At 43.9% G+C, this 19443-nt stretch carries 16 protein-coding genes and 1 riboswitch; of the genes, 7 read left to right on the top strand and 9 right to left on the bottom strand.

Translation table 11 applies throughout. The features are described from left to right. Nucleotides 1-14 precede the first annotated feature (14 nt). The gene (locus tag L4D74_RS17680; RefSeq protein ID WP_428753670.1) at nucleotides 15-713 is read right to left on the bottom strand and encodes an arginyltransferase; all 699 of its coding nucleotides are present in this window, start codon (nucleotides 711-713) and stop codon (nucleotides 15-17) included. After that, nucleotides 710-1438 (bottom strand): leucyl/phenylalanyl-tRNA--protein transferase, encoded by a 729-nt coding sequence (gene aat, locus L4D74_RS17685; RefSeq protein ID WP_428753672.1) that lies wholly within the window; start codon nucleotides 1436-1438, stop codon nucleotides 710-712. The genes L4D74_RS17680 and aat overlap by 4 nt, the downstream gene beginning before the upstream one ends. A 223-nt stretch (nucleotides 1439-1661) precedes the next feature. Between aat and aroA the strand changes: the two genes are divergently transcribed. Then, on the top strand, nucleotides 1662-2942 hold the full coding sequence (gene aroA, locus L4D74_RS17690) for a 3-phosphoshikimate 1-carboxyvinyltransferase (protein WP_428753673.1): 1281 nt from the start codon (nucleotides 1662-1664) through the stop codon (nucleotides 2940-2942). Nucleotides 2943-3019: 77 nt separating this feature from the next. Here the strand turns inward: aroA and L4D74_RS17695 are convergent, their stop codons facing one another. Beyond that, nucleotides 3020-3265 carry a YciN family protein gene (locus tag L4D74_RS17695; protein WP_428753674.1) on the bottom strand — a complete coding sequence of 82 codons (246 nt, stop codon included), beginning with the start codon at nucleotides 3263-3265 and terminating at the stop codon, nucleotides 3020-3022. A gap of 333 nt (nucleotides 3266-3598) precedes the next feature. On the opposite strand from L4D74_RS17695, the gene topA reads away from it, so the two are divergent. From topA to L4D74_RS17715, 4 genes are all read left to right on the top strand, one after another. Then, nucleotides 3599-6226: a type I DNA topoisomerase gene (gene topA, locus L4D74_RS17700; protein WP_428753676.1), complete on the top strand. Its 2628-nt coding sequence runs from the start codon at nucleotides 3599-3601 to the stop codon at nucleotides 6224-6226. A gap of 234 nt (nucleotides 6227-6460) precedes the next feature. Beyond that, nucleotides 6461-7969: a glucose-1-phosphate adenylyltransferase gene (glgC, locus tag L4D74_RS17705; RefSeq protein ID WP_428753678.1), complete on the top strand. Its 1509-nt coding sequence runs from the start codon at nucleotides 6461-6463 to the stop codon at nucleotides 7967-7969. A gap of 1 nt (nucleotide 7970) precedes the next feature. Next, on the top strand, nucleotides 7971-9428 hold the full coding sequence (gene glgA / locus L4D74_RS17710; protein WP_428753679.1) for a glycogen synthase GlgA: 1458 nt from the start codon (nucleotides 7971-7973) through the stop codon (nucleotides 9426-9428). A 175-nt stretch (nucleotides 9429-9603) separates the two neighbouring features. Beyond that, nucleotides 9604-10398, top strand: a complete 795-nt coding sequence (locus L4D74_RS17715; protein WP_265675061.1) for an alpha/beta fold hydrolase — start codon at nucleotides 9604-9606, stop codon at nucleotides 10396-10398. A gap of 54 nt (nucleotides 10399-10452) precedes the next feature. Here L4D74_RS17715 and L4D74_RS17720 read toward each other — a convergent pair whose 3' ends face one another. From L4D74_RS17720 to torD, 5 genes are all read right to left on the bottom strand, one after another. Then, a complete protein-coding gene (locus L4D74_RS17720) occupies nucleotides 10453-10773 on the bottom strand; it encodes a putative signal transducing protein (RefSeq protein WP_428753680.1) in 321 nt (106 codons plus the stop codon). Next, entirely contained in the window at nucleotides 10770-11456 is a 687-nt protein-coding gene (locus tag L4D74_RS17725; protein WP_428753681.1) for a TVP38/TMEM64 family protein, read from the bottom strand. Before L4D74_RS17725 ends, L4D74_RS17720 begins: the two co-directional genes overlap by 4 nt. Nucleotides 11457-11574: 118 nt before the next feature. Beyond that, nucleotides 11575-12165 carry a TfoX/Sxy family DNA transformation protein gene (locus L4D74_RS17730; RefSeq protein ID WP_428753683.1) on the bottom strand — a complete coding sequence of 197 codons (591 nt, stop codon included), beginning with the start codon at nucleotides 12163-12165 and terminating at the stop codon, nucleotides 11575-11577. A gap of 110 nt (nucleotides 12166-12275) precedes the next feature. Next, a riboswitch (cyclic di-GMP riboswitch) is annotated at nucleotides 12276-12359 on the bottom strand. Nucleotides 12360-12534: 175 nt separating this feature from the next. Then, on the bottom strand, nucleotides 12535-13542 hold the full coding sequence (gene purR / locus L4D74_RS17735; protein ID WP_428753685.1) for an HTH-type transcriptional repressor PurR: 1008 nt from the start codon (nucleotides 13540-13542) through the stop codon (nucleotides 12535-12537). Nucleotides 13543-13872: 330 nt separating this feature from the next. Further along, a complete protein-coding gene (gene torD, locus L4D74_RS17740) occupies nucleotides 13873-14520 on the bottom strand; it encodes a molecular chaperone TorD (protein WP_428753686.1) in 648 nt (215 codons plus the stop codon). A gap of 302 nt (nucleotides 14521-14822) precedes the next feature. Here torD and torR point away from each other — a divergent pair, with 302 nt between their 5' ends. Next, nucleotides 14823-15533, top strand: a complete 711-nt coding sequence (gene torR, locus L4D74_RS17745; protein ID WP_428753687.1) for a two-component system response regulator TorR — start codon at nucleotides 14823-14825, stop codon at nucleotides 15531-15533. A gap of 326 nt (nucleotides 15534-15859) precedes the next feature. Continuing rightward, nucleotides 15860-18448: an Ig-like domain-containing protein gene (locus tag L4D74_RS17750; protein WP_428753689.1), complete on the top strand. Its 2589-nt coding sequence runs from the start codon at nucleotides 15860-15862 to the stop codon at nucleotides 18446-18448. 64 nt (nucleotides 18449-18512) lie between these two features. Here L4D74_RS17750 and elyC read toward each other — a convergent pair whose 3' ends face one another. After that, complete coding sequence (elyC, locus tag L4D74_RS17755) at nucleotides 18513-19403, bottom strand: envelope biogenesis factor ElyC (protein WP_428753690.1); 891 nt, start codon at nucleotides 19401-19403, stop codon at nucleotides 18513-18515. Nucleotides 19404-19443: the final 40 nt, after the last annotated feature.

Below are 19443 nucleotides of genomic sequence, written 5' to 3' on the forward strand. Positions count from 1 at the left end.
AGTTGTCGCGTATTCTACCCTTGCCACCGCTGATTTACTAGCCTTTGATGACGTTGGAAGCGTGTTTTATAGTTCATGGCGGAGCATTGGTCGATTTGATAGCCTAAATATAGCCACTGTTTGTTGTAAAGTTGGCAGTATTGCACTTGAAAAAGCACGGCGAGCGTTCCCAGAGATAGTGGTACGTCTGGGTCAAAAAAAGTGTAAAACGCACTGGCGCTATTTTCCAAAATGTCTGTAATTGCGATACCAACGAGCGTCTCCCCTTCATAAATATGGAGAAAGTGCATAGTCATCCAGCCACATTTAGCAAAATCAAAGAACTGCTCTTTTTTAGGAGGATACATACTGCCACTGGTATGACGTGCGTTGATATACTTAGCGTAGAGTTCAAACCACCCTTCATCGAGTTCGGTTTTTATGGTCCAGGAAAGGTGCGTAGATTTGGATAGAAGGCGCTTTTGGCTGCGACTGGCTTCAAATTCGGGAATCGCGACTCTTAATGCTTGGCATGACTGGCAATGGTCGCATTGTGGTTTATAAATAACGTCGCCGCTGCGGCGAAACCCGTTAGCAAGCAGCATCTCAAAGTGCTCTTCATCATGGCAGTACTTTTCTAAGACGATGGCCACACGCTCTTCTTGTTCTTTGATGTAGCTGCATGGTTGGTTTGTGGTTAAACCAATCCGAATTTGTTGTGAGGCCATGTTCATTCGTTGTTCACCTTGGGTAGAGTTACCGTAATATCCTGTTGTGTGTAACAATCCTTAAGCATGGACGCTTCTCTACGTTGATGCAAACTATCGATAAATACCTCGCGGGTTAATTCTATCGCGCCTAGTGACTCCAGGTGTGGGTTCATGACCTGACAATCGATAAGTGTCCCACCGTGTTTGACAAAGTGCTGGCAAAAATACCATAACGCGACTTTTGAAGCGTTGGGTTGCAGCGAAAACATGGACTCACCACAAAATACCGTTCCAACAGACAGCCCATACAGTCCCCCAACTAAGGTATCGTCTTGCCATACTTCGACAGATTGGCAGTGTCCTTGCTCGGCCAAAGCAATGTAGGCATCACACATATCTTGATTTAGCCAGGTTTCTTGAGCGGGACGAGTACTTGAGCAGTATTGGATAACTCGATCTGTTGCCATGTTTACAGTCACCCGGTATTGCGCCTTATTTTGGTACTTTTTCAAACTACGTGAAGGCTTGAAGAGATCAGGAATGAAGACGGCTCGAGGCGCGGGGCTCCACCATAGTAAGGGCTCATTAGGGCCAAACCAAGGAAATACACCATGATGATAGCCGTTCAAAATCCTTTTAGGGTTGAGATCGCCACCAAAAGCGAGCAAACCGTTGGGGTCATCCAGCGCCTCGAAAGGAGAAGGGAAATCAAAGTTAGTGTTGCTGAGTTCAGGCAAATAAATAGTCATGATAATTAGCTTAGCTGTTCTTGAGATAATTATACGCCATTTCAGTATGAATATGCTGATTGAATCAGTACTAGCTAGCTAGTACTGATTGCGTAAAAGGTAAACAAAAGTCGCGGATAAAAGCTGGTGTTTGATGCGTAATTTGGTTAGGCTGCTTTTACGAAGAATAGTAATGGTATTCGTTGTAGGACAGTGGATGCCAGTAAAGGATTAGATTCAATTAATGGAAAGCTTAACACTCCAACCCATCAAAAAAGTCTCCGGAACGGTTAACCTTCCAGGTTCTAAAAGTGTCTCAAATCGCGCGTTACTTTTAGCGGCTTTGGCGGAAGGGACGACAACACTGACCAACCTTCTTGATAGTGACGATATTAAACATATGCTTAACGCCTTAACCGCGCTAGGTGTAAGCTATGAACTGTCAGAAAACAAAAAACAGTGCGTTGTGCAAGGACTGGGTCGCCCTTTTTCGGTTGACCAAATGACAGAGCTATTCTTGGGTAATGCGGGAACAGCAATGCGCCCGTTGGCGGCAGCACTATGCCTCGGCCAAGGTGACTATGTGCTAACTGGCGAGCCAAGAATGAAAGAGCGTCCGATTGGGCATCTTGTCGATGCACTAGCACAAGCGGGTGCAAAAGTGGAATATCTTGAAAATGATAATTATCCACCGCTCAAAATTTATGGCACAGGCTTAAAAGGTGGAAAAGTTACCATCGACGGATCTATATCTAGCCAGTTTTTGACAGCGTTTTTAATGTCCGCCCCTTTTGCTGAATCTGATGTGACCATTGAGATTGTCGGTGATTTAGTGTCAAAGCCTTATATTGATATTACGCTTCACATCATGAAGCAGTTTGGTGTGGTTGTAGAAAACTCAAACTATCAGACCTTTGTCATTCGTAGCGGACAGCAATATCGCTCCCCGGGTCAGTTCTTAGTTGAAGGCGATGCCTCATCTGCTTCATATTTTCTTGCTGCTGCCGCGATTAAGGGCGGAGAAATCAAGGTGACGGGTATTGGCAAGAATAGTATTCAAGGTGACATACACTTTGCTGATGCGTTAGAGAAAATGGGCGCAGAAATTGAATGGGGCGAGGACTATATCACGTGCCGAAAAGGCCAATTGGTTGGCATTGATATGGACTATAATCATATTCCAGATGCTGCGATGACCATTGCGACAACCGCATTATTTGCGACGGGAAAAACCGTGATACGTAATGTTTATAACTGGCGCGTCAAAGAAACCGATCGTCTAGCTGCCATGGCAACAGAGCTTAAAAAAGTAGGCGCAAGAGTAGAAGAAGGTGAAGACTATATTATTGTTGAACCTGTCTCTCAATTAACCCACGCTGCGATTGATACTTATGATGATCACAGAATGGCAATGTGTTTCTCACTTGTTGCGCTGAGCGACACTCCAGTGACCATTAATGATCCCAAATGTACGTCAAAAACATTCCCTGATTATTTTGATAAACTGGCAGAACTAAGCCAGTAGTAGGTTGATGAAGTAATAAAGCGCCCAGCAAAAGGGCGCTTTATTTTTTCCGTGTTAACGACGGCCTGTGTTAATGATTACTTTAAAGTAAATTCTTTAGAAAGATGATGGGCAAGGTACTTAAACATGTTAAATACAGCCGTAGTATTGGCAGTGGGTAGGCCTTGTTCGTCGAGAAAATAATTTCCTTTAAAAACGAGCACTTCCTCTTTTTCATCTACACTGTCTGCACGCATACCCTCTAAATAGTCGTCATGCTCTTGAATTATTTGGTTTGCAATTAGCAATAAATCAAACTCGGAAATACGTTGTTTTTCTGACATATAAACGCTCTCAATCATTAGGCAATTTCCGATAGTGTATGGACGCGCTGCGGGTTTGCAAGTGCTAAGTTGTTGCCTACAATGGCGGATGTTTTGTGATAAGAAACAAATTTTGATTATCAAAGCTAGGCACAATAAGGGTTTGACGTTTACTATGGCGCCTTCGTTTCAATGGGTAGACGAAGTGAGATCGGACATTTGTCGAGCGATTAGAATGTAATTGCAAAAAACAGGTTGATCTTCTTTTGTTCTCGCTCAATAGTAAAAAGAAGCATAAATTTCGAACATCGTGCGATTAATACTCGCAATGTGATATAGGACGTTAGTGTCATTATGGGAAAGTCACTGGTTATAGTGGAGTCACCCGCTAAGGCTAAAACCATCAACAAATACCTGGGTAAAGACTTCGTCGTGAAGTCGAGTGTGGGTCACGTACGTGATTTACCAACTGCAGGTCAAAGTACTGGTAAAAAAGCAGCGGCAGTCTCGACCAAAGGTTTAAGTGTTGAAGAAAAAGCACGAATTAAAAAAGCAAAAGACCAAAAAGCACTGATTAAAAAGATGGGCATCGACCCATACAGCGACTGGGATGCTAATTATCAGATCCTACCTGGAAAAGAAAAGGTCGTTGCAGAACTACAGAAATTAGCGAAAGACGCCGATTACGTCTACCTCGCAACCGATTTGGACCGCGAGGGAGAGGCTATCGCATGGCACCTTCGTGAGATCATCGGTGGCGATGAAGAGCGATATAAACGAGTCGTCTTTAACGAGATTACTAAAAATGCTATCCAGCAGGCCTTTGAGGCACCTGGAGAGCTGAACATGGATGGTGTTAATGCACAACAGGCGCGTCGCTTCCTCGACCGTGTTGTTGGCTTTATGGTATCGCCATTACTGTGGAAGAAAGTCGCACGTGGCTTGTCTGCAGGCCGTGTACAGTCGGTTGCGGTTAAGTTATTGGTAGAAAGAGAGCGTGAAATCAACGCGTTTATCCCAGAAGAGTTCTGGGACATTCATGCCGATACTAAAACCGTCAATAAAACAGATTTCAGATTGCTTGTTGCTCAAAAGGGCGGTAAGGCATTCAAACCAACTAATGAAACAGAAGCAAGCTCAGCTACAGCGGTTTTAGCCAACGCCACGTATGAAGTGTGCAAGCGTGAAGACAGACCGACGCAGAGCAAGCCATCAGCACCTTATATCACATCAACATTGCAACAAGCTGCGAGTACTCGCCTTGGTTACGGTGTTAAAAAGACCATGATGTTAGCGCAGCGTCTTTATGAAGGCGGCTACATTACCTATATGCGTACCGACTCTACGAACTTAAGCTCGGAAGCGGTAGAGACGGTTCGAAGCTATATCGATAGTGAGTTTGGCGGCGAGTATTTGCCAGAGAACCCACTGCGTTACGGTAGCAAAGAGGGTGCACAAGAAGCGCACGAAGCAATTCGACCTTCTGACGTTACGGTTAAAGTCGACGATTTGCAGGGTATGGAAGCCGATGCTCATAAGCTATATTCATTGATTTGGAACCAATTTGTTGCGTGTCAAATGACGCCAGCCAAATACGATTCAACGACGGTGAGTGTCAAAGCTGATGACTTCACGCTAAAAGCGAAAGGGCGTATTCTTAAGTTTGATGGTTGGACTCGTGTTCAACGTCCTATGGGTAAAAACGAAGACGCGATTTTGCCTGCGGTACAAGTTGGCGACAAACTGGATTTAGTGGCACTGGATCCTAAGCAGCACTTCACTAAACCGCCAGCACGTTTTACAGAAGCGGCACTGGTTAAGGAACTTGAGAAGAAGGGTATCGGTCGACCATCGACGTATGCTTCTATTATTTCGACAATCCAAGACCGTGGCTACGTAAAAGTAGAACAGCGTCGTTTCTATGCTGAGAAAATGGGCGAGATCGTTACTGACCGTCTCAATTACAGCTTTGACGACCTAATGAACTATGACTTTACCGCTCGTATGGAGCAAAAGCTCGATCAAATCGCGGAAGGTGAAACGAACTGGAAAGGGGTGCTTAACGACTTCTTCAACGAATTTACAACGGATCTTGAAAAAGCCGAACTCGATGAAGAAACCGGAGGCATGAAGCCTAATCATATCGTTGAGACGAATATCGAATGTCCGACCTGTTCTCGAACGATGGGTATTCGTACCGCATCAACGGGTGTGTTCTTAGGCTGTTCAGGTTATGCATTACCACCGAAAGAGCGCTGTAAAACCACCATTAACCTTGGTGATGAAGAAGGCATTATCAACGTCTTAGAAGAGGATGTTGAAACGGCTGCGCTACGTGCTAAAAAACGCTGTCCTATTTGTGAAACGGCAATGGACGCGTATCTTATCGACGATAAGCGCAAGCTTCACGTTTGTGGTAATAACCCGAACTGTGAAGGCTACGTTGTTGAGCATGGCGAGTTTAAAGTTAAAGGTTATGACGGCCCAACGGTTGAATGTGATAAATGTAACGCTGAAATGGTGCTAAAAAATGGCCGTTTTGGAAAGTACATGGGTTGTACTAACGAGGAATGTAAGAATACTCGTAAGATCCTTAAGAACGGCGAAATAGCGCCGCCTAAAGAAGATCCAGTTCACTTCCCTGAATTACCGTGCGAAAACTCAGATGCCTACTTTGTGCTTCGGGACGGTGCGTCTGGTCTGTTTATGGCAGCGAGTAACTTCCCTAAATCACGTGAAACACGTGCTCCATTGGTGAGTGAACTCGCGAAATATAAAGAGCGAATTTCACCTAAGTTTCATTACTTGGCTGATGCACCAGTAGAAGACCCAGATGGTCGTCCAACAGTGGTTCGTTTTAGCCGAAAGACCAAAGAGAATTATGTTCGTTCAGAAGTAGAAGGTAAGCCTTCAGGTTGGACGGGTATGTTTGTTGATGGTAAATGGGAAATTACCGATAAGCGTAAAAAGCCAAAGAAATAGCTTCTCATCTTACGGATTGAAAACAGCACCTATTAGGTGCTGTTTTTTTTTGCTTGAAAAGAGCGGTATCACAAAACGTTTTATAACTTTTATGTATTTGTAAAGCATCTATGTAGAAAGTGTTAATACGATTTAGATCACAATCGGTTGGTGTCCGGGTGACTGAAGTGTTAGTTAAGTGTGGTTTTAATGTTGCGCCGCTATGGATAGTTGTGATGTACGCCACGAGTTGCAATGCAATACCGTACAATGACCGATATTGAGATCTTACTAGTTGTAATCTTTTTTCAACACGATAATTTAGATGAAAACCATACGAAGATTATGGTCGAACCGTGCCCCGTTCTAAGGAATATTGGTGGTGCGAATTACTTATTTATAAATGGTATTTCACTTTATATACGATATTCAACGTTTGATTGTCTGATGCCAACATCGACATCGTCATCCGTTAATAATGACGTCAGGCTGAATAACAAAGAAAAGCCTGATAATAATGACAAAGCTGTAAAAACGGAGAATATAATGGCTGGTGTATTAGGAATGATTCTTGCTGGTGGCGAAGGGTCTCGCCTTCGTCCTTTAACTGAGTCTCGCAGTAAGCCTGCAGTGCCTTTTGGAGGGAGTTATCGTCTTATCGATTTCGCCCTTAACAACTTTATCAATGCAGACTTAATGCGTGTTTATGTACTGACACAGTTTAAATCTCAATCCCTGTACCAACATATGAGAAAGGGATGGAACCTAACCGGCATTACCGACCGATTTATTGACCCTATCCCAGCGCAAATGCGTGATGGTAAGCGTTGGTATGAAGGCACAGCGGATGCTATTTATCAAAATGTTCGCTTCATTGAGTTAGCAAACCCTGAGCACGTCTGTATTTTTGGTTCTGACCATATTTACAAAATGGACATTCGCCAGATGTTGGACTTCCACAAACGCGTTGAAGCCAAATTGACGGTATCTGCTTTGCGCATGCCATTAGCTGAAGCTTCAGAGTTTGGTGTAATTGAAGTGGATGAAAACGGTAAAATGATTGGCTTTGAAGAGAAGCCACAAAATCCTAAATCGATCCCAGGTCACCCCGATATGGCACTTGTATCAATGGGTAACTACATTTTTGAAGCTGAGAGCCTATACCATGAGCTACGTATTGATGCGGAAAATGACGCATCAAGCCATGACTTTGGTAAAGATATCATCCCTAAAATGTTCCCCGAAGGGGACGTGTATGTCTACGACTTTTCAACCAACAAAATCACAGGTGAAAAAGACACCACGTATTGGCGTGATGTGGGTACGATTGATTCTTATTGGGCAGCACACATGGACTTGCTACAAGAAGACGCTCAGTTTTCGTTGTACAACCGCACATGGCCTCTACACACGTACTATCCACCTCTACCACCGGCGACGTTTGTGGATGCCGAGCATCAAAAAATTAAAATTACCGATAGCCTAGTTGCTGGTGGCAGTTACGTTCGCGGCTCATCCATTTACCGCTCGGTCCTAGGTTTTAGAAGTAATATTGCTGCTGGTTCTATTGTCAGCGAATCTGTTATCCTAGGTGACGTCAAAATTGGCGCGGGCTGTACTATCAAGCGCACAATTATTGATAAAAATGTAGAAATTGCCCCTGGAACAGTGATTGGTGAAGATTTAGAGTTGGACGCGAAGCGTTTTCATGTTTCTCCAGGTGGCGTAGTAGTCATCAAAAAAGGGACAAAAGTTGGATTCTAAAATGAGAAACATAGATGTATGGTTTCCAGTTTCAGAAGCTCAAGGACTTGTAAAAAGTGGAGGCTTGGCAGATGTTGCCAAGGCTCTGCCTAAAGCATTGCAAGAGCTCGGGAAATCGGTAGCGATTACATTACCTGGCTACCAAACCTTACCGAATAAACACGATTACGAGTGTCTTCTTGCCACAGAGCTAGAACATTGGCCGCATACGGCATATCAAGTAAAAAAAACCGAGCTTGATGGTGTGGATGTTTACGTTATCGAGTGTGATAAATACTTCGACCGACCTGAACTGTATGCTGAGCACAACCGCGCTTATGCTGACAACGGCGAGCGATTTGGTTTTTTTGCTGCTGCTAGCTTAGATGTATTACCGAAACTTGGTATCAAACCTGCGGTTGTTCATGCGAACGATTGGCATACCAGTTTAGTGCCATTTTTGCTTAAAACTCGCTACGGTGATGATGAGCGTTTTCGTGACGTAAAATCTGTCCTAACGGTACACAACGCTATCTTTAAGGGTATTTTTTCTTATAGTCAGCTTGAAATCATTCCAGAACTGAACTTGTCTGGGATGGAGTTCTTACAGTACGGCGAAGGTTGGGTGAGCATGTTGCGAGCGGGTATCGCTTTTGCTGACAAGATCAATGCGGTCAGTCCGAACTATGCCGCGGAGTTGGTAACTCCGTTAGGCTCGCATGGATTAGTAGATGACTTTGTGCACCGCGCGAAAGATCTACATGGTATCGTTAACGGTTGTGATTACTCTGAGTGGGATCCACGAAACGACGAATTCTTGCCTGAGCGTTATGAAGCTAAGCTTTCTAGTATGTTACAAGGAAAGTTAGCCTCAAAAAGGTTGCTGCAGCAAGAACTCAACTTACCTCAAGTTGACACGCCAATGGTCGGGATGGTTTGTCGTTTGACCCACCAGAAAGGCTTTCATTACATTCTGCCAATTTTAGAGAAGTTTCTTAAAAATGATGTGCAGATGGTCATTATCGGAACGGGTGAATCTCAAATTGCTGCCCATCTGCGTGATATCGCATTAGCGCATCCAGATAAACTGGCATTTGTAGAGGCCTACAGCAACCGTTTTGCTCACTTGGTAGAAGCGGGCTCAGAGTTCTTTTTGATGCCATCAGAGTTCGAAGCTTGTGGTCTTAACCAACTGTACAGCATGGCTTATGGAACGCTACCGATTATTCGTAAAGTGGGTGGACTAAAAGACACGGTTATTGATTTTGATGATAACCCGTCAGAAGCTACAGGCTTTGGTTTCGATGAGCCTTGCCACGATGCGTTGCTGATTACTCTGCAAAGGGCGCTGTTGTTCTATTTGCAGCAACCAGAAGAGATGCATAAGATGCAGCTTCGTGCAATGGGGCGTGATTTTAGTTGGCTTGAGTCTGCAAAGGATTACAGTAAAATGTATGATATTGCGTTGAATCAAGGCTAATTATTAGCATTGCTTAAATGTAAAAGGCGACGTTATGTCGCCTTTTTTAATGATAAAAATCGATGATAAGTTAACACTTAGAAATGATTTTGAATGAAAAAGTGCGGACTTTTTACCTGCATTTACAAGAATTGTGGTAACGTAACGCACACTGATATCACCCTCTTAAGAGCCTATGTCTGAGAATCTACTTTTTCATAAAACGTATCCGCATCCCACCAGTAAAGAGTGGGTCGTGTTTGTGCATGGCGCAGGGGGAAGCTCGTCCATTTGGTTTAAACAAATTCGAGCTTACAAAGAACATTTCAACTTACTATTTGTCGACTTACGTGGTCATGGTAAATCGAATCAATTGATCAAAGGGATCATGGCAAGCGGTTATACTTTTAAAAGCGTAACGGTTGATATACTAAAAGTACTCGATCATCTCAAAATCCAATCTGCGCATTTTGTCGGTATGTCCCTGGGTACAATTATTGTTCGCAATATCGCGGAGTTATCGGCCCATCGAGTTCGTTCTATGGTGTTAGGAGGCGCTGTAACGCGTTTTAACACACGTTCTCAGTTATTGGTCAATATAGGCAATTGGAGCAAGCACATCATCCCATATATGTGGTTATATCGCTTGTTTGCTTATATCGTGATGCCACAACGTGGTCAAAAAGAGTCCCGTCACTTGTTTGTCCGTGAAGCGAAAAAATTATGCCAGAAGGAATTTAAACGCTGGTATACCTTAACCACGGAAGTGAACCCACTACATCGTTACTTTAAAGACAAGGAATTGCCAATCCCTACGCTCTACCTTATGGGGGATAAAGACTATATGTTTATCCACCCTGTTAAAGAGATGGTGGCAGAACATAAATCGAGCCGCTTATTAGAAATCGCGGATTGTGGGCATGTTTGTAACGTTGAAAAGCCAGACGAGTTTAATAAGCACTCCATTGCCTTTATTCAATCGGTCAGTTAATAATCTGCCGTGCTAGGTGCTAGGTGCTAGGTGCTAGGTGCTAGGTGCTAGGTGCTAGGTGCTAGGTGCTAGGTGCTGGCAATTCCAACAAGACCCGAACTGAGCTTCGTTAAGTTCATGACAATGTTGGCAAGTCCAATCTCCCCCAGTGCTTTGATTGGCTTGCAGTTGCCATGTATCAATGATGGCTTTAGCTTTAGGCTCTTGGGATAGATCCATCAACCAAATAAAAGGCAGTGAACTTTCGTCAAGCGGAACTTCCCCCCTTAATCCAAAGACCCCTTCACCTCTTACTTCACATTGAATTCCTTCAGCATTAAGCTGTTGTTGGATAATATGCGTTTCTGTCGGGTTGTTACCTACGTAAATTTTCATTTAGTCTCTACCTGAGGCGTTTTGTTCAATTTTGCCATGACCCATTTAGCAAGAAGTGGAAACAGTCCTAGTAGAGCAAACGAAGCAAGAACAGTAGGCGAGACTATGCCAGACAAACTATCAATATTCGCAAGTTGTGTACCTGCGTTCAAATACACTGCGGTGCCTGGTAGCATGCCAAGTTGGCTGACGAAGTAGTATTTTGAGGCACGAATAGGCGTTAAACCCATGAGTAGGTTGATTAAGAAGAACGGAAAGACAGGAATGAGTCGCAAAGAGAAAAGGTAGAAAGCCCCATCTTTTTCGACACCATCATTAATGGTAGTGAGTTTTGCACCAAACTGACGCTGAACCCAGTCTCGCAGTAGAAACCGGCTACTAAGGAAGGCTAGGGTAGCACCAATGGTACTCGCAAAGGAGACCAGTAAAAGGCTGGTCCAAAATCCAAATAATGCAGCGCCTAATAGCGTCACAACTGCAGCGCCAGGAACTGAAAATGCTGTAATTGCTATGTAGAGAAAGAAATAGGTGAGTGCAGCCGTGACAAAATTGGCGTCAATGTAACTGGCGAGCTCAGCTTGTTGTACTTTGGCGTTTTCTAATGTTAAATACTGACCGAATTGCGACCCCAAGAATAGGATAAGAGCAACGAAGCCCAACCCTAACAGTAACTTTTTACTCATGACTTACTCCATGTAGACAATGCATCTTTAAGTATAAGACAGGAGCAGGGTAAATTTACTTTCAAAGACTTATAAAAAAAATCAGCCTTAAGCTGATTTTTTTATAAGTATATCAACACTAGTTGATGTGGTTAGCGAGTTCATCTCGTTTCGCTTGTGGGATAACGGACCAATGTGTACCGTTAATCGCCCCTTCTAATGCCCATAGTAACTCTAGGCCGACACTGGATGAATGTGTTTTCTGAATCGCTTTGAATGCTTCTACAGAGCCATGCTCTTGTAATGAGTTAACTGACTCGATGCCCGCTTTTTTAAGCATACGCTCTGTGGCAAGGCGAAGATTCGGCAGATCTTTTAATCGGTTAGGTTTAGTATCGGATTGTTTTACTTTTTCGTCTTTGGCAAAATCCAAGGCTGCGCGAGCGTATGACAATATAACGTTAGTGTCGTCCCAACAATCTTCTGGAAGTGCAAAGTACTTAGTAACAACAGGGAATCCACGTTTTTTATACACGTAAGGCGTATAGCCTAATTGCTTAAAAGACGCGACTGTTTTGGGGTTAGTTCGGATATGTAATTTGTTGTTCACTGCTAATGCAAACATTGTTTCGTCAACAAAGATCCCAAATCCACCGAACATGGAGCGAGATTTTACTTTTCCTAGTTGAGCGAACAATTGCATTGAATTTTTTAATACTGGATTGTCCATGCTTATCTTTTCTCGGTGTTATTGATTGTGTCACCAAAATCAGGTCCGAGAGTATAGCAAACAGGTGTCAGTTTCTTGTTAGGTCAATAACAGGATTTGACACCTTTGCCATCGGTAACCCCGCTACCTACCAAATGTGGTTTAGGCCGGAGGCTTTGCGTCCCACCTTTTCAGATGGTTTGCCCTGTGCGTGACTCAAATAGCATAAAGAAAAAAACCATTAATATGCATGGGTTATTAGTTGAAGTGTGATATTGCTTCAAAAATTAGAGGGGTATTTGTGCTTGTGAAGTAGCACAAAGTAACAATACAGATTGAAATTTATTGGAAGAAGATCAAAAAAAAGCGCCCAATAGAGCGCTTTTGTCATTATTTTGTCATGTCTTTGACAGAGCTTCGTTCAATTATCTCTGGGTGCATCTCGAATATGCGTTTGTCATGACCTTTATCTTTGATTCGTTCGAGTAGAATCTCAAATGCATTTTTACCAACACGACGTTTTGGTTGGTGAACGGTGGTCAATGGTGGTGAAAAGTACTCAGCCAGCTCGATATTGTCGTAGCCGATTACAGAGATATCACCAGGGACGTTTAATCCAAGCTGTTGTAAGCGACTCATTAGGCCTAATGCCATGGTATCGTTAAAACAAAAAACGGCGCTTGGTCGGTCTTCCATAGCGGCAATGCGATTGGCGGCGATGACGGCAGTATCGCATTCGAAGTTACCTTCAAAAATACGGTCTTCTTTCATCGTTAAGCCTGCTTCTGTTAAAGCGCGTTGATAACCGACAATGCGTTCTTGGCAAACAGCTTTTTCTAAATGACCACTTAAGCAGGCGATGTCTGTATGCCCTTTCTCAATAAGGTATTTTGTCGCTAAGTAGCCACCTTCTTCCGAGTTATCGATGATCTTATCTGCTTGCGAACTTTCTGGGCCCCAGTCCATAATGACTTTAGGGATATCAGAGTGACGGTCAAGCATAGTGAGAAGCTCTTCAGTTAGGTCTGAGCACATGACTAAAATGCCATCAACACGCTTCTCTGCCAACATGCGAATGTAGTCGCGTTGCTTTTCATACACGCCACCTGTATTACACAGTATCAAGGTATAACCTTGTCGATAGCAATAACTCTCAACACCGTCAATCACCTCAGAGAAAAACAGGTTAGTGGATTGAGTCACCAGCATACCAATGGTCTTCGTAGAGTTGCACTTTAAGCTTCTTGCGACAGCACTTGGCGCGTAATTGAGCTCTTCGACTGCAGCATTAACTTTTTCTTGTGTGGCCTCGGCAACAAAACGCGTTTTGTTGATGACGTGAGATACGGTGGTAGTAGAAACGCCAGCTAGGCGGGCGACGTCTTTAATTGTTGCCATAGCTTTATCCTGTTAGTAACGGCTTTTGTGTTTTTAATTGCATAAAAGTCGTTGCGATCATGAAGCATTATTTACGAAAAATAAGCGCTTTGTTGTAACGAATGCGTACCGGACACAAATACACTTTGTGAAATGGCGGTTTCCAATCAGTACATTTAAGTGGAAACCACATCGTACTAAAGCCTGGCTTTCGCATTTTAAACGGCGAATTGTAGTCTTAGTGGCAGACCCTAGCAATGTCTGAACCGACAATTTTGTCTATAAAAGCCAAATTTATATTTGGCTTACTGATTATTGTCGCGTTAGGGACTGGGCGCTTAACTACTTTACCTACTCTACGCGTAAGTATGTAAGGTCAAGCTGACAGAATGCAACGAGTAGTTGTGCAACAGCTGCATAAAAACCGAATTCATCAAATTCTTTACATCGACGATCAAATTGAGGTAACCACGTCATGAGGTGTTGTTCAATAAAGTCAGCTTGTTCAAGTAAAGCGTTATTGATGTGCGCATCAGATTCCAGTTCATTAGAACGAATGATGAGGTTGCCAAGAAAGTCTAACTCAATCGCTAAGTGATCTGCTGGCTCATTTAGGTTATCGGACACGCCAATATTGTGCTGTTTGAGGAGCGCTGCCATATCGTGTGCTGGGGTGTCATTTAGTAAGCCTGACTTGCCTATATACATTGATGCGTATGGGAGTGCGCCATGCTTATCGGTTTTCAAGAACAAATCGCAAAAGTCAGCAGAGAGCTCAAGTTGAGCATCTTCGCGTGTTTGTAAACGATTGAGTGCGTCGATAAAATTGGCGATAGAAGCGCTTAATGACGCATTCTCCCCCAACCCAGCGAGGAAAGCGCGTATTTCAACACTGTGATACTTCTCTAGCTCTTCTTTTGTTAGTTCTTTGGCAAATAAGCTGGATAGCCACCAATAAATTTCTGCACGTTGTTCGTTAAATGCTTTGATTTCTTGCATTTTATCTTCTCCAAAAGTCTTACTATCATTTTAGCCAATAAAAATGAACAGCAGTAAGGCAATTGGTGAAAAAATATAGGAATTTGTGAAGATAAATGAATGTGATGATGGAGAGTTCGAATGAACGAGGTGCCATTTAGTTATTAAGCTATTTATTATGGTTGCATATGTTGAGGAGGAATAGTTCTTGTCTTGAATCAAAAAAAACACGACTTTCGACAAATTGCCTTAATGTCGGCTAGAATTGTGACTAATTATGAATAGAATGGCCTTGGTCATAACAAATTTAAGAAACGGTGCATATGAGTTATCACGTATTAGTAGTTGAAGATGATGTCGTTACACGTAGCAAATTGTCTGGTTACTTTGAGAGTGAAGGCTATTTGGTGAGCGAAGCAGAAAGTGGTGAAGAGATGCGCCAAGTACTGCAATCATCCAGTGTCGATCTTGTTATGCTCGATATTAATTTGCCAGGTGAAGATGGGCTCATGCTAACTCGAGAGCTACGCAGCCAATCTGACATAGGCATTATATTGGTGACCGGACGTACCGATAGTATTGACAAGATTGTTGGTTTGGAGATGGGGGCAGATGACTATGTCACTAAACCGTTCGAGTTAAGAGAGTTATTGGTACGCGTTAAAAACTTACTGTGGCGAATTTCTCAAGCAAGAAAGCCACCTCAAGAGCCGCAAAGTGCAGAGAGTGAACATGTTGTCCATTTTGGTGAGTGGTTGTTTGATAAGCAGCGACGCTCTTTAACCTGTAATGGCGAGCCAGTAAAACTGACAAAAGCAGAATATGAACTCTTGGTTGCCTTGTCTACGTACCCCAATCAGGTGTTAAGCCGAGAACGCATCCTTAATATGATCAGTCATCGTGTTGATGCCCCTAATGATCGCACCATTGATGTGTTGATTCGCCGTATGCGTACGAAAATGGAAATGGATCCAAAGAATCCGCAGATTTTCATTACCGTTCACGGTGAAGGTTATATGTTCGCTGGTGATTAGACGCTGCAGCTGATTAAGCGCTACAGATGCGCTGACTTATCAAGTATTCCTTATGTAGGCCCGGACGTTGTATTTCGTCCGGGCCTTTTAATGCGAGTAATCTAGATAAATGATGAAATTGATATGCAACACAAGTATTACTTTTGTTAAGTGACTCGTAATCAGGTTCTGGAATGCCTACAGATTCATTTACTCGCTCGTGAGTGCGCTAGCTTGAATAGGCTGTTATGAAAAATTTAGTCTCTCAGGTTGGGTACTAAAAGAGAAAAACTAACGATTAACAGCGATTTATCATAGTTAAGTTCATTTAATACAAGGACAAGTAAATGGATAGGACGAACCCGATAGCCCAAAATAAATTACTGTCTCCAAAGGCAGCGTTGAATCACTACACTGCAACTTCATTATCGCTACTTGTTTTATTTTCGCCCACCGCATTCGCTTATCAGTGTGACAACTTACCGGTATGGAATGCAGAGACAGCGTATAACGGCGGTGCCGAGGTAAAATTCCAATCGAATGCTTATCAAGCGAACTGGTGGAGCCAAAATGCAAAGCCAAGCGAAAAATCGGGTAGCTTCCAAGAATGGACACTGCTCGGGGCGTGTGACGCGAGTGGAGGAAACCAATTACCGACGCTATCAATTCTTTCCCCTGTAGAAGGTGCCAATATAGCGTCTGGGAATACGATTACGTTTCAGGCCGATGCAAGCGATGTTGATGATGCGATTGTCAGTGTCGCTTTTGTTGTTAATGGCCAAGTGGTATCAACAGTGACATCTGCGCCTTATCGCGCGGACTGGCTTGCAACGGTGGGGAGCTACACCCTTGAGGTTATTGCCACGGATGAGCGCGGCGCGAAAACCACGCAGTCGAGATTGTTTTCAGTTTCGGTGACGGAAAATCAACCGCCATCCATCACCTTATCGGCAGACTCGCTATCAGTGTCGGTTGATCAGCCAGTGACACTCTCAGCGGCCGCAGATGATGTTGATGGTAGCGTAACCAGTGTTCGTTATGTCGTGGATGGCGTTACGCTCAGCACATTAACCACACCACCATGGACAACGACTTGGACGCCGGCGGCTGTGGGTCAGTTTGCGATACAAGCTATTGCTACTGATGATGGAGGGCTCAGTACTCAGTCACAACTTATTGATATTAATGTTTCGAGTGCTGCATCTGGCGGGCAATGTACGACACTGCCGAGTTATGTGGCGGGCAGTCAATACTCGAGCAATGAGAAAGTCAAAAATATTGATGAAGTTTTCCAGTGTAAAGTAGCAGGTTGGTGTTCATCTAGCTCTGCATGGGCGTATGAACCTGGAGTAGGTCAGTATTGGCAGGATGCGTGGGATAGTTTAGGCAGTTGCGGAGCATCTCCCGTCGTCAGTATCTTGTCACCGTCGGCTGGACAAACGGTATTGCTTGGTAGTGATGTCACGATTGAAGCGGATGCAACAGATAGCGACGGTACGGTGGTCTCTGTAGAGGCCAGTGTGGATGGCACGTCGTTAGGTGCGCTGACGCAAGCACCTTATACCTGGTTGTGGAATGTGAATACGTTGACGTCAGCGACAATCAGCATTGTTGCAACGGATGATCAGCAGCGTGAAACTCAGGCTTCAACAACCGTTAATGTTACCGACCAAGTGCTAACCAGCGAAATCATACAACCTACGTCTGGTAGCATTGTCCCGTTAGATAAACCTGTATATGTGGCGGTGTCGGCTCAATCCCTGCAAAGTGATATTGCTAAAGCCGAGCTCTATGTCAACGGACAGTTAGTGGCAACAGATAGCGCAGCACCTTATGAGTTTTCATGGCAGCCAGCAGCAATTGGAGGCTATCAGTTAACGGCATCGGTATCCGATACTCAAGGTAATCAGGTGGTATCGAATAGTGTCTCAGTTGAAGCAAAATCCATCGTGTTGCCTAAGCACAAGCTGATAGGCTATTGGCATAACTTTGTTAATGGCTCAGGTTGTCCAATGCCATTGAGTGAAATGTCAAAAGACTGGGACATTATCGATATTGCCTTTGCTGATAACGATCGTAACAGTAATGGCACCGTACATTTTAACCTTTATAACGGTGATATCCATTCAAGCTGTCTACCGATTGATCCGTTGCAATTTAAGCAAGATATCGCATCACTTCAATCAGAGGGCAAAGTCTTCGTATTGTCTCTTGGCGGTGCAGAAGGCACCATCACTTTGAATACTGCTGCTGACGAAGCTGCTTTTGTCAGTAGTTTAACGGCGATTATTCAAGAATGGGGTTTTGATGGTTTAGATATCGATCTAGAAAGTGGTTCTAATCTCGTGCACGGTAGTCAAATTCAAGCTCGACTACCAACGGCATTACGACAAATTCAACAAAATATGGGCCGAGACATGTATCTCACTATGGCGCCGGAGCATCCTTATGTACAAGGGGGAATGGTCGCATATTCAGGCATATGGGGCGCGTATATCCCAGTCATCGATCAGGTAAGGGATATGCTGAATTTACTCCACGTTCAACTGTATAACAACGGTGGCCTTGCCAACCCTTACACAACGGGAGCGGCGGCAGAAGGTTCGGTCGATATGATGGTCGCTGCGTCAAAAATGCTTACTGAAGGGTTTGAACTCGCGGATGGGTCGATGTTCCAGCCGTTAAGGGATGACCAAGTGGCAATAGGACTGCCATCGGGTCCTAGTTCAGCGAACTCAGGGCAAGCGCCTATCGCCAATATTGAAGCCGCGCTTGATTGTATGGTTTTACTGCAGCGATGTGGTAGCGTCCAGCCCACTCAGCTATCGCCTAACTTTGGTGGGGTAATGACGTGGTCTATCAACTGGGATCAACATGATGGCTTCAATTTCTCCGCTCCGGTGAAAGCCAAGCTTAACCAGTTAAATAATAGATAAAAGCTCTCGAAAACAAAAAGACCTCATCGTTATGATGAGGTCTTTTTTTATCTTACGCCGTCGCTTATTTACCGTTGGCTTGTTCGGTTTTAGGCGCACTATCTACTTCAGAGTGAGTCTCGTCTTCGGTAGCAAGCGCATCGTCTACAGCATCAGATTCTAAGACGGTGGGATCGCCAGATGGTGTACCTTCGTTTGCTGCCCAATCACGAAGACGCTGCCACGTTAGCCCCATCGTCTCATGCCAATAGCGTTCTGTTTGCTCAAGATATTGCGCTTTTGGCGTGTATTTTTGCCACGCTTGCTCAATATTTTTTTGCGCCAAAAAGTTAGTCGGGGCAGGATAGGGAATTAAGCCTGCAGATTCAAATTCATACATAGCACGTTGCATGTGACTGGCTGACGTAACAAGAACCATTTTTCTATTTTTAACAAATGACGTTGCCTGTCTTGCCTCTTCCCAGGTGTCTTTAGCTGTTTCTAGTAAAATAATGTCGGGTTTAGAGACGCCTAGCGCCAATGCGACCTTTGCCATCATACGAGCTTGACTCACGTCAGTGCCACCGTTGTAGCCAGACAAGATCAGTTTAGCACCCGGATACATGCGCATCACGCGAATGCCTTCACTAAGGCGTACTAAAGCGGTTCGGCTAAGCTCTGAAGTTGGCGGGAGATCGCTGTCGACCACGTGACCACTGCCCAGCACCATGACATAGTCAATAGTCTCGTTCACGGGTAAGAAAGGTTTATACTGGCGCTCTAATGGCATCAGTAAGCGACTAGACAGAGGCTGGAAGGCGATGAGAAAAATCCCACACAGTGATACAAGAATAACCATGCATCCGATTCTGCGTCTAGCAGTAAACATAATAAGTGCCAGCCCTAAAAAACCGAGTATCAGCATAGCTGGTAAAGGCATTAACAGGGATGACACGATTTTTTTCAGCTCAAACATAAACTAATAGTCCGAAAAAACACCACTTAACGCTAAAAAA

The organism is Vibrio cionasavignyae (assembly GCF_050337155.1).
GTDB classification, from domain to species: domain Bacteria; phylum Pseudomonadota; class Gammaproteobacteria; order Enterobacterales; family Vibrionaceae; genus Vibrio; species Vibrio nomapromontoriensis.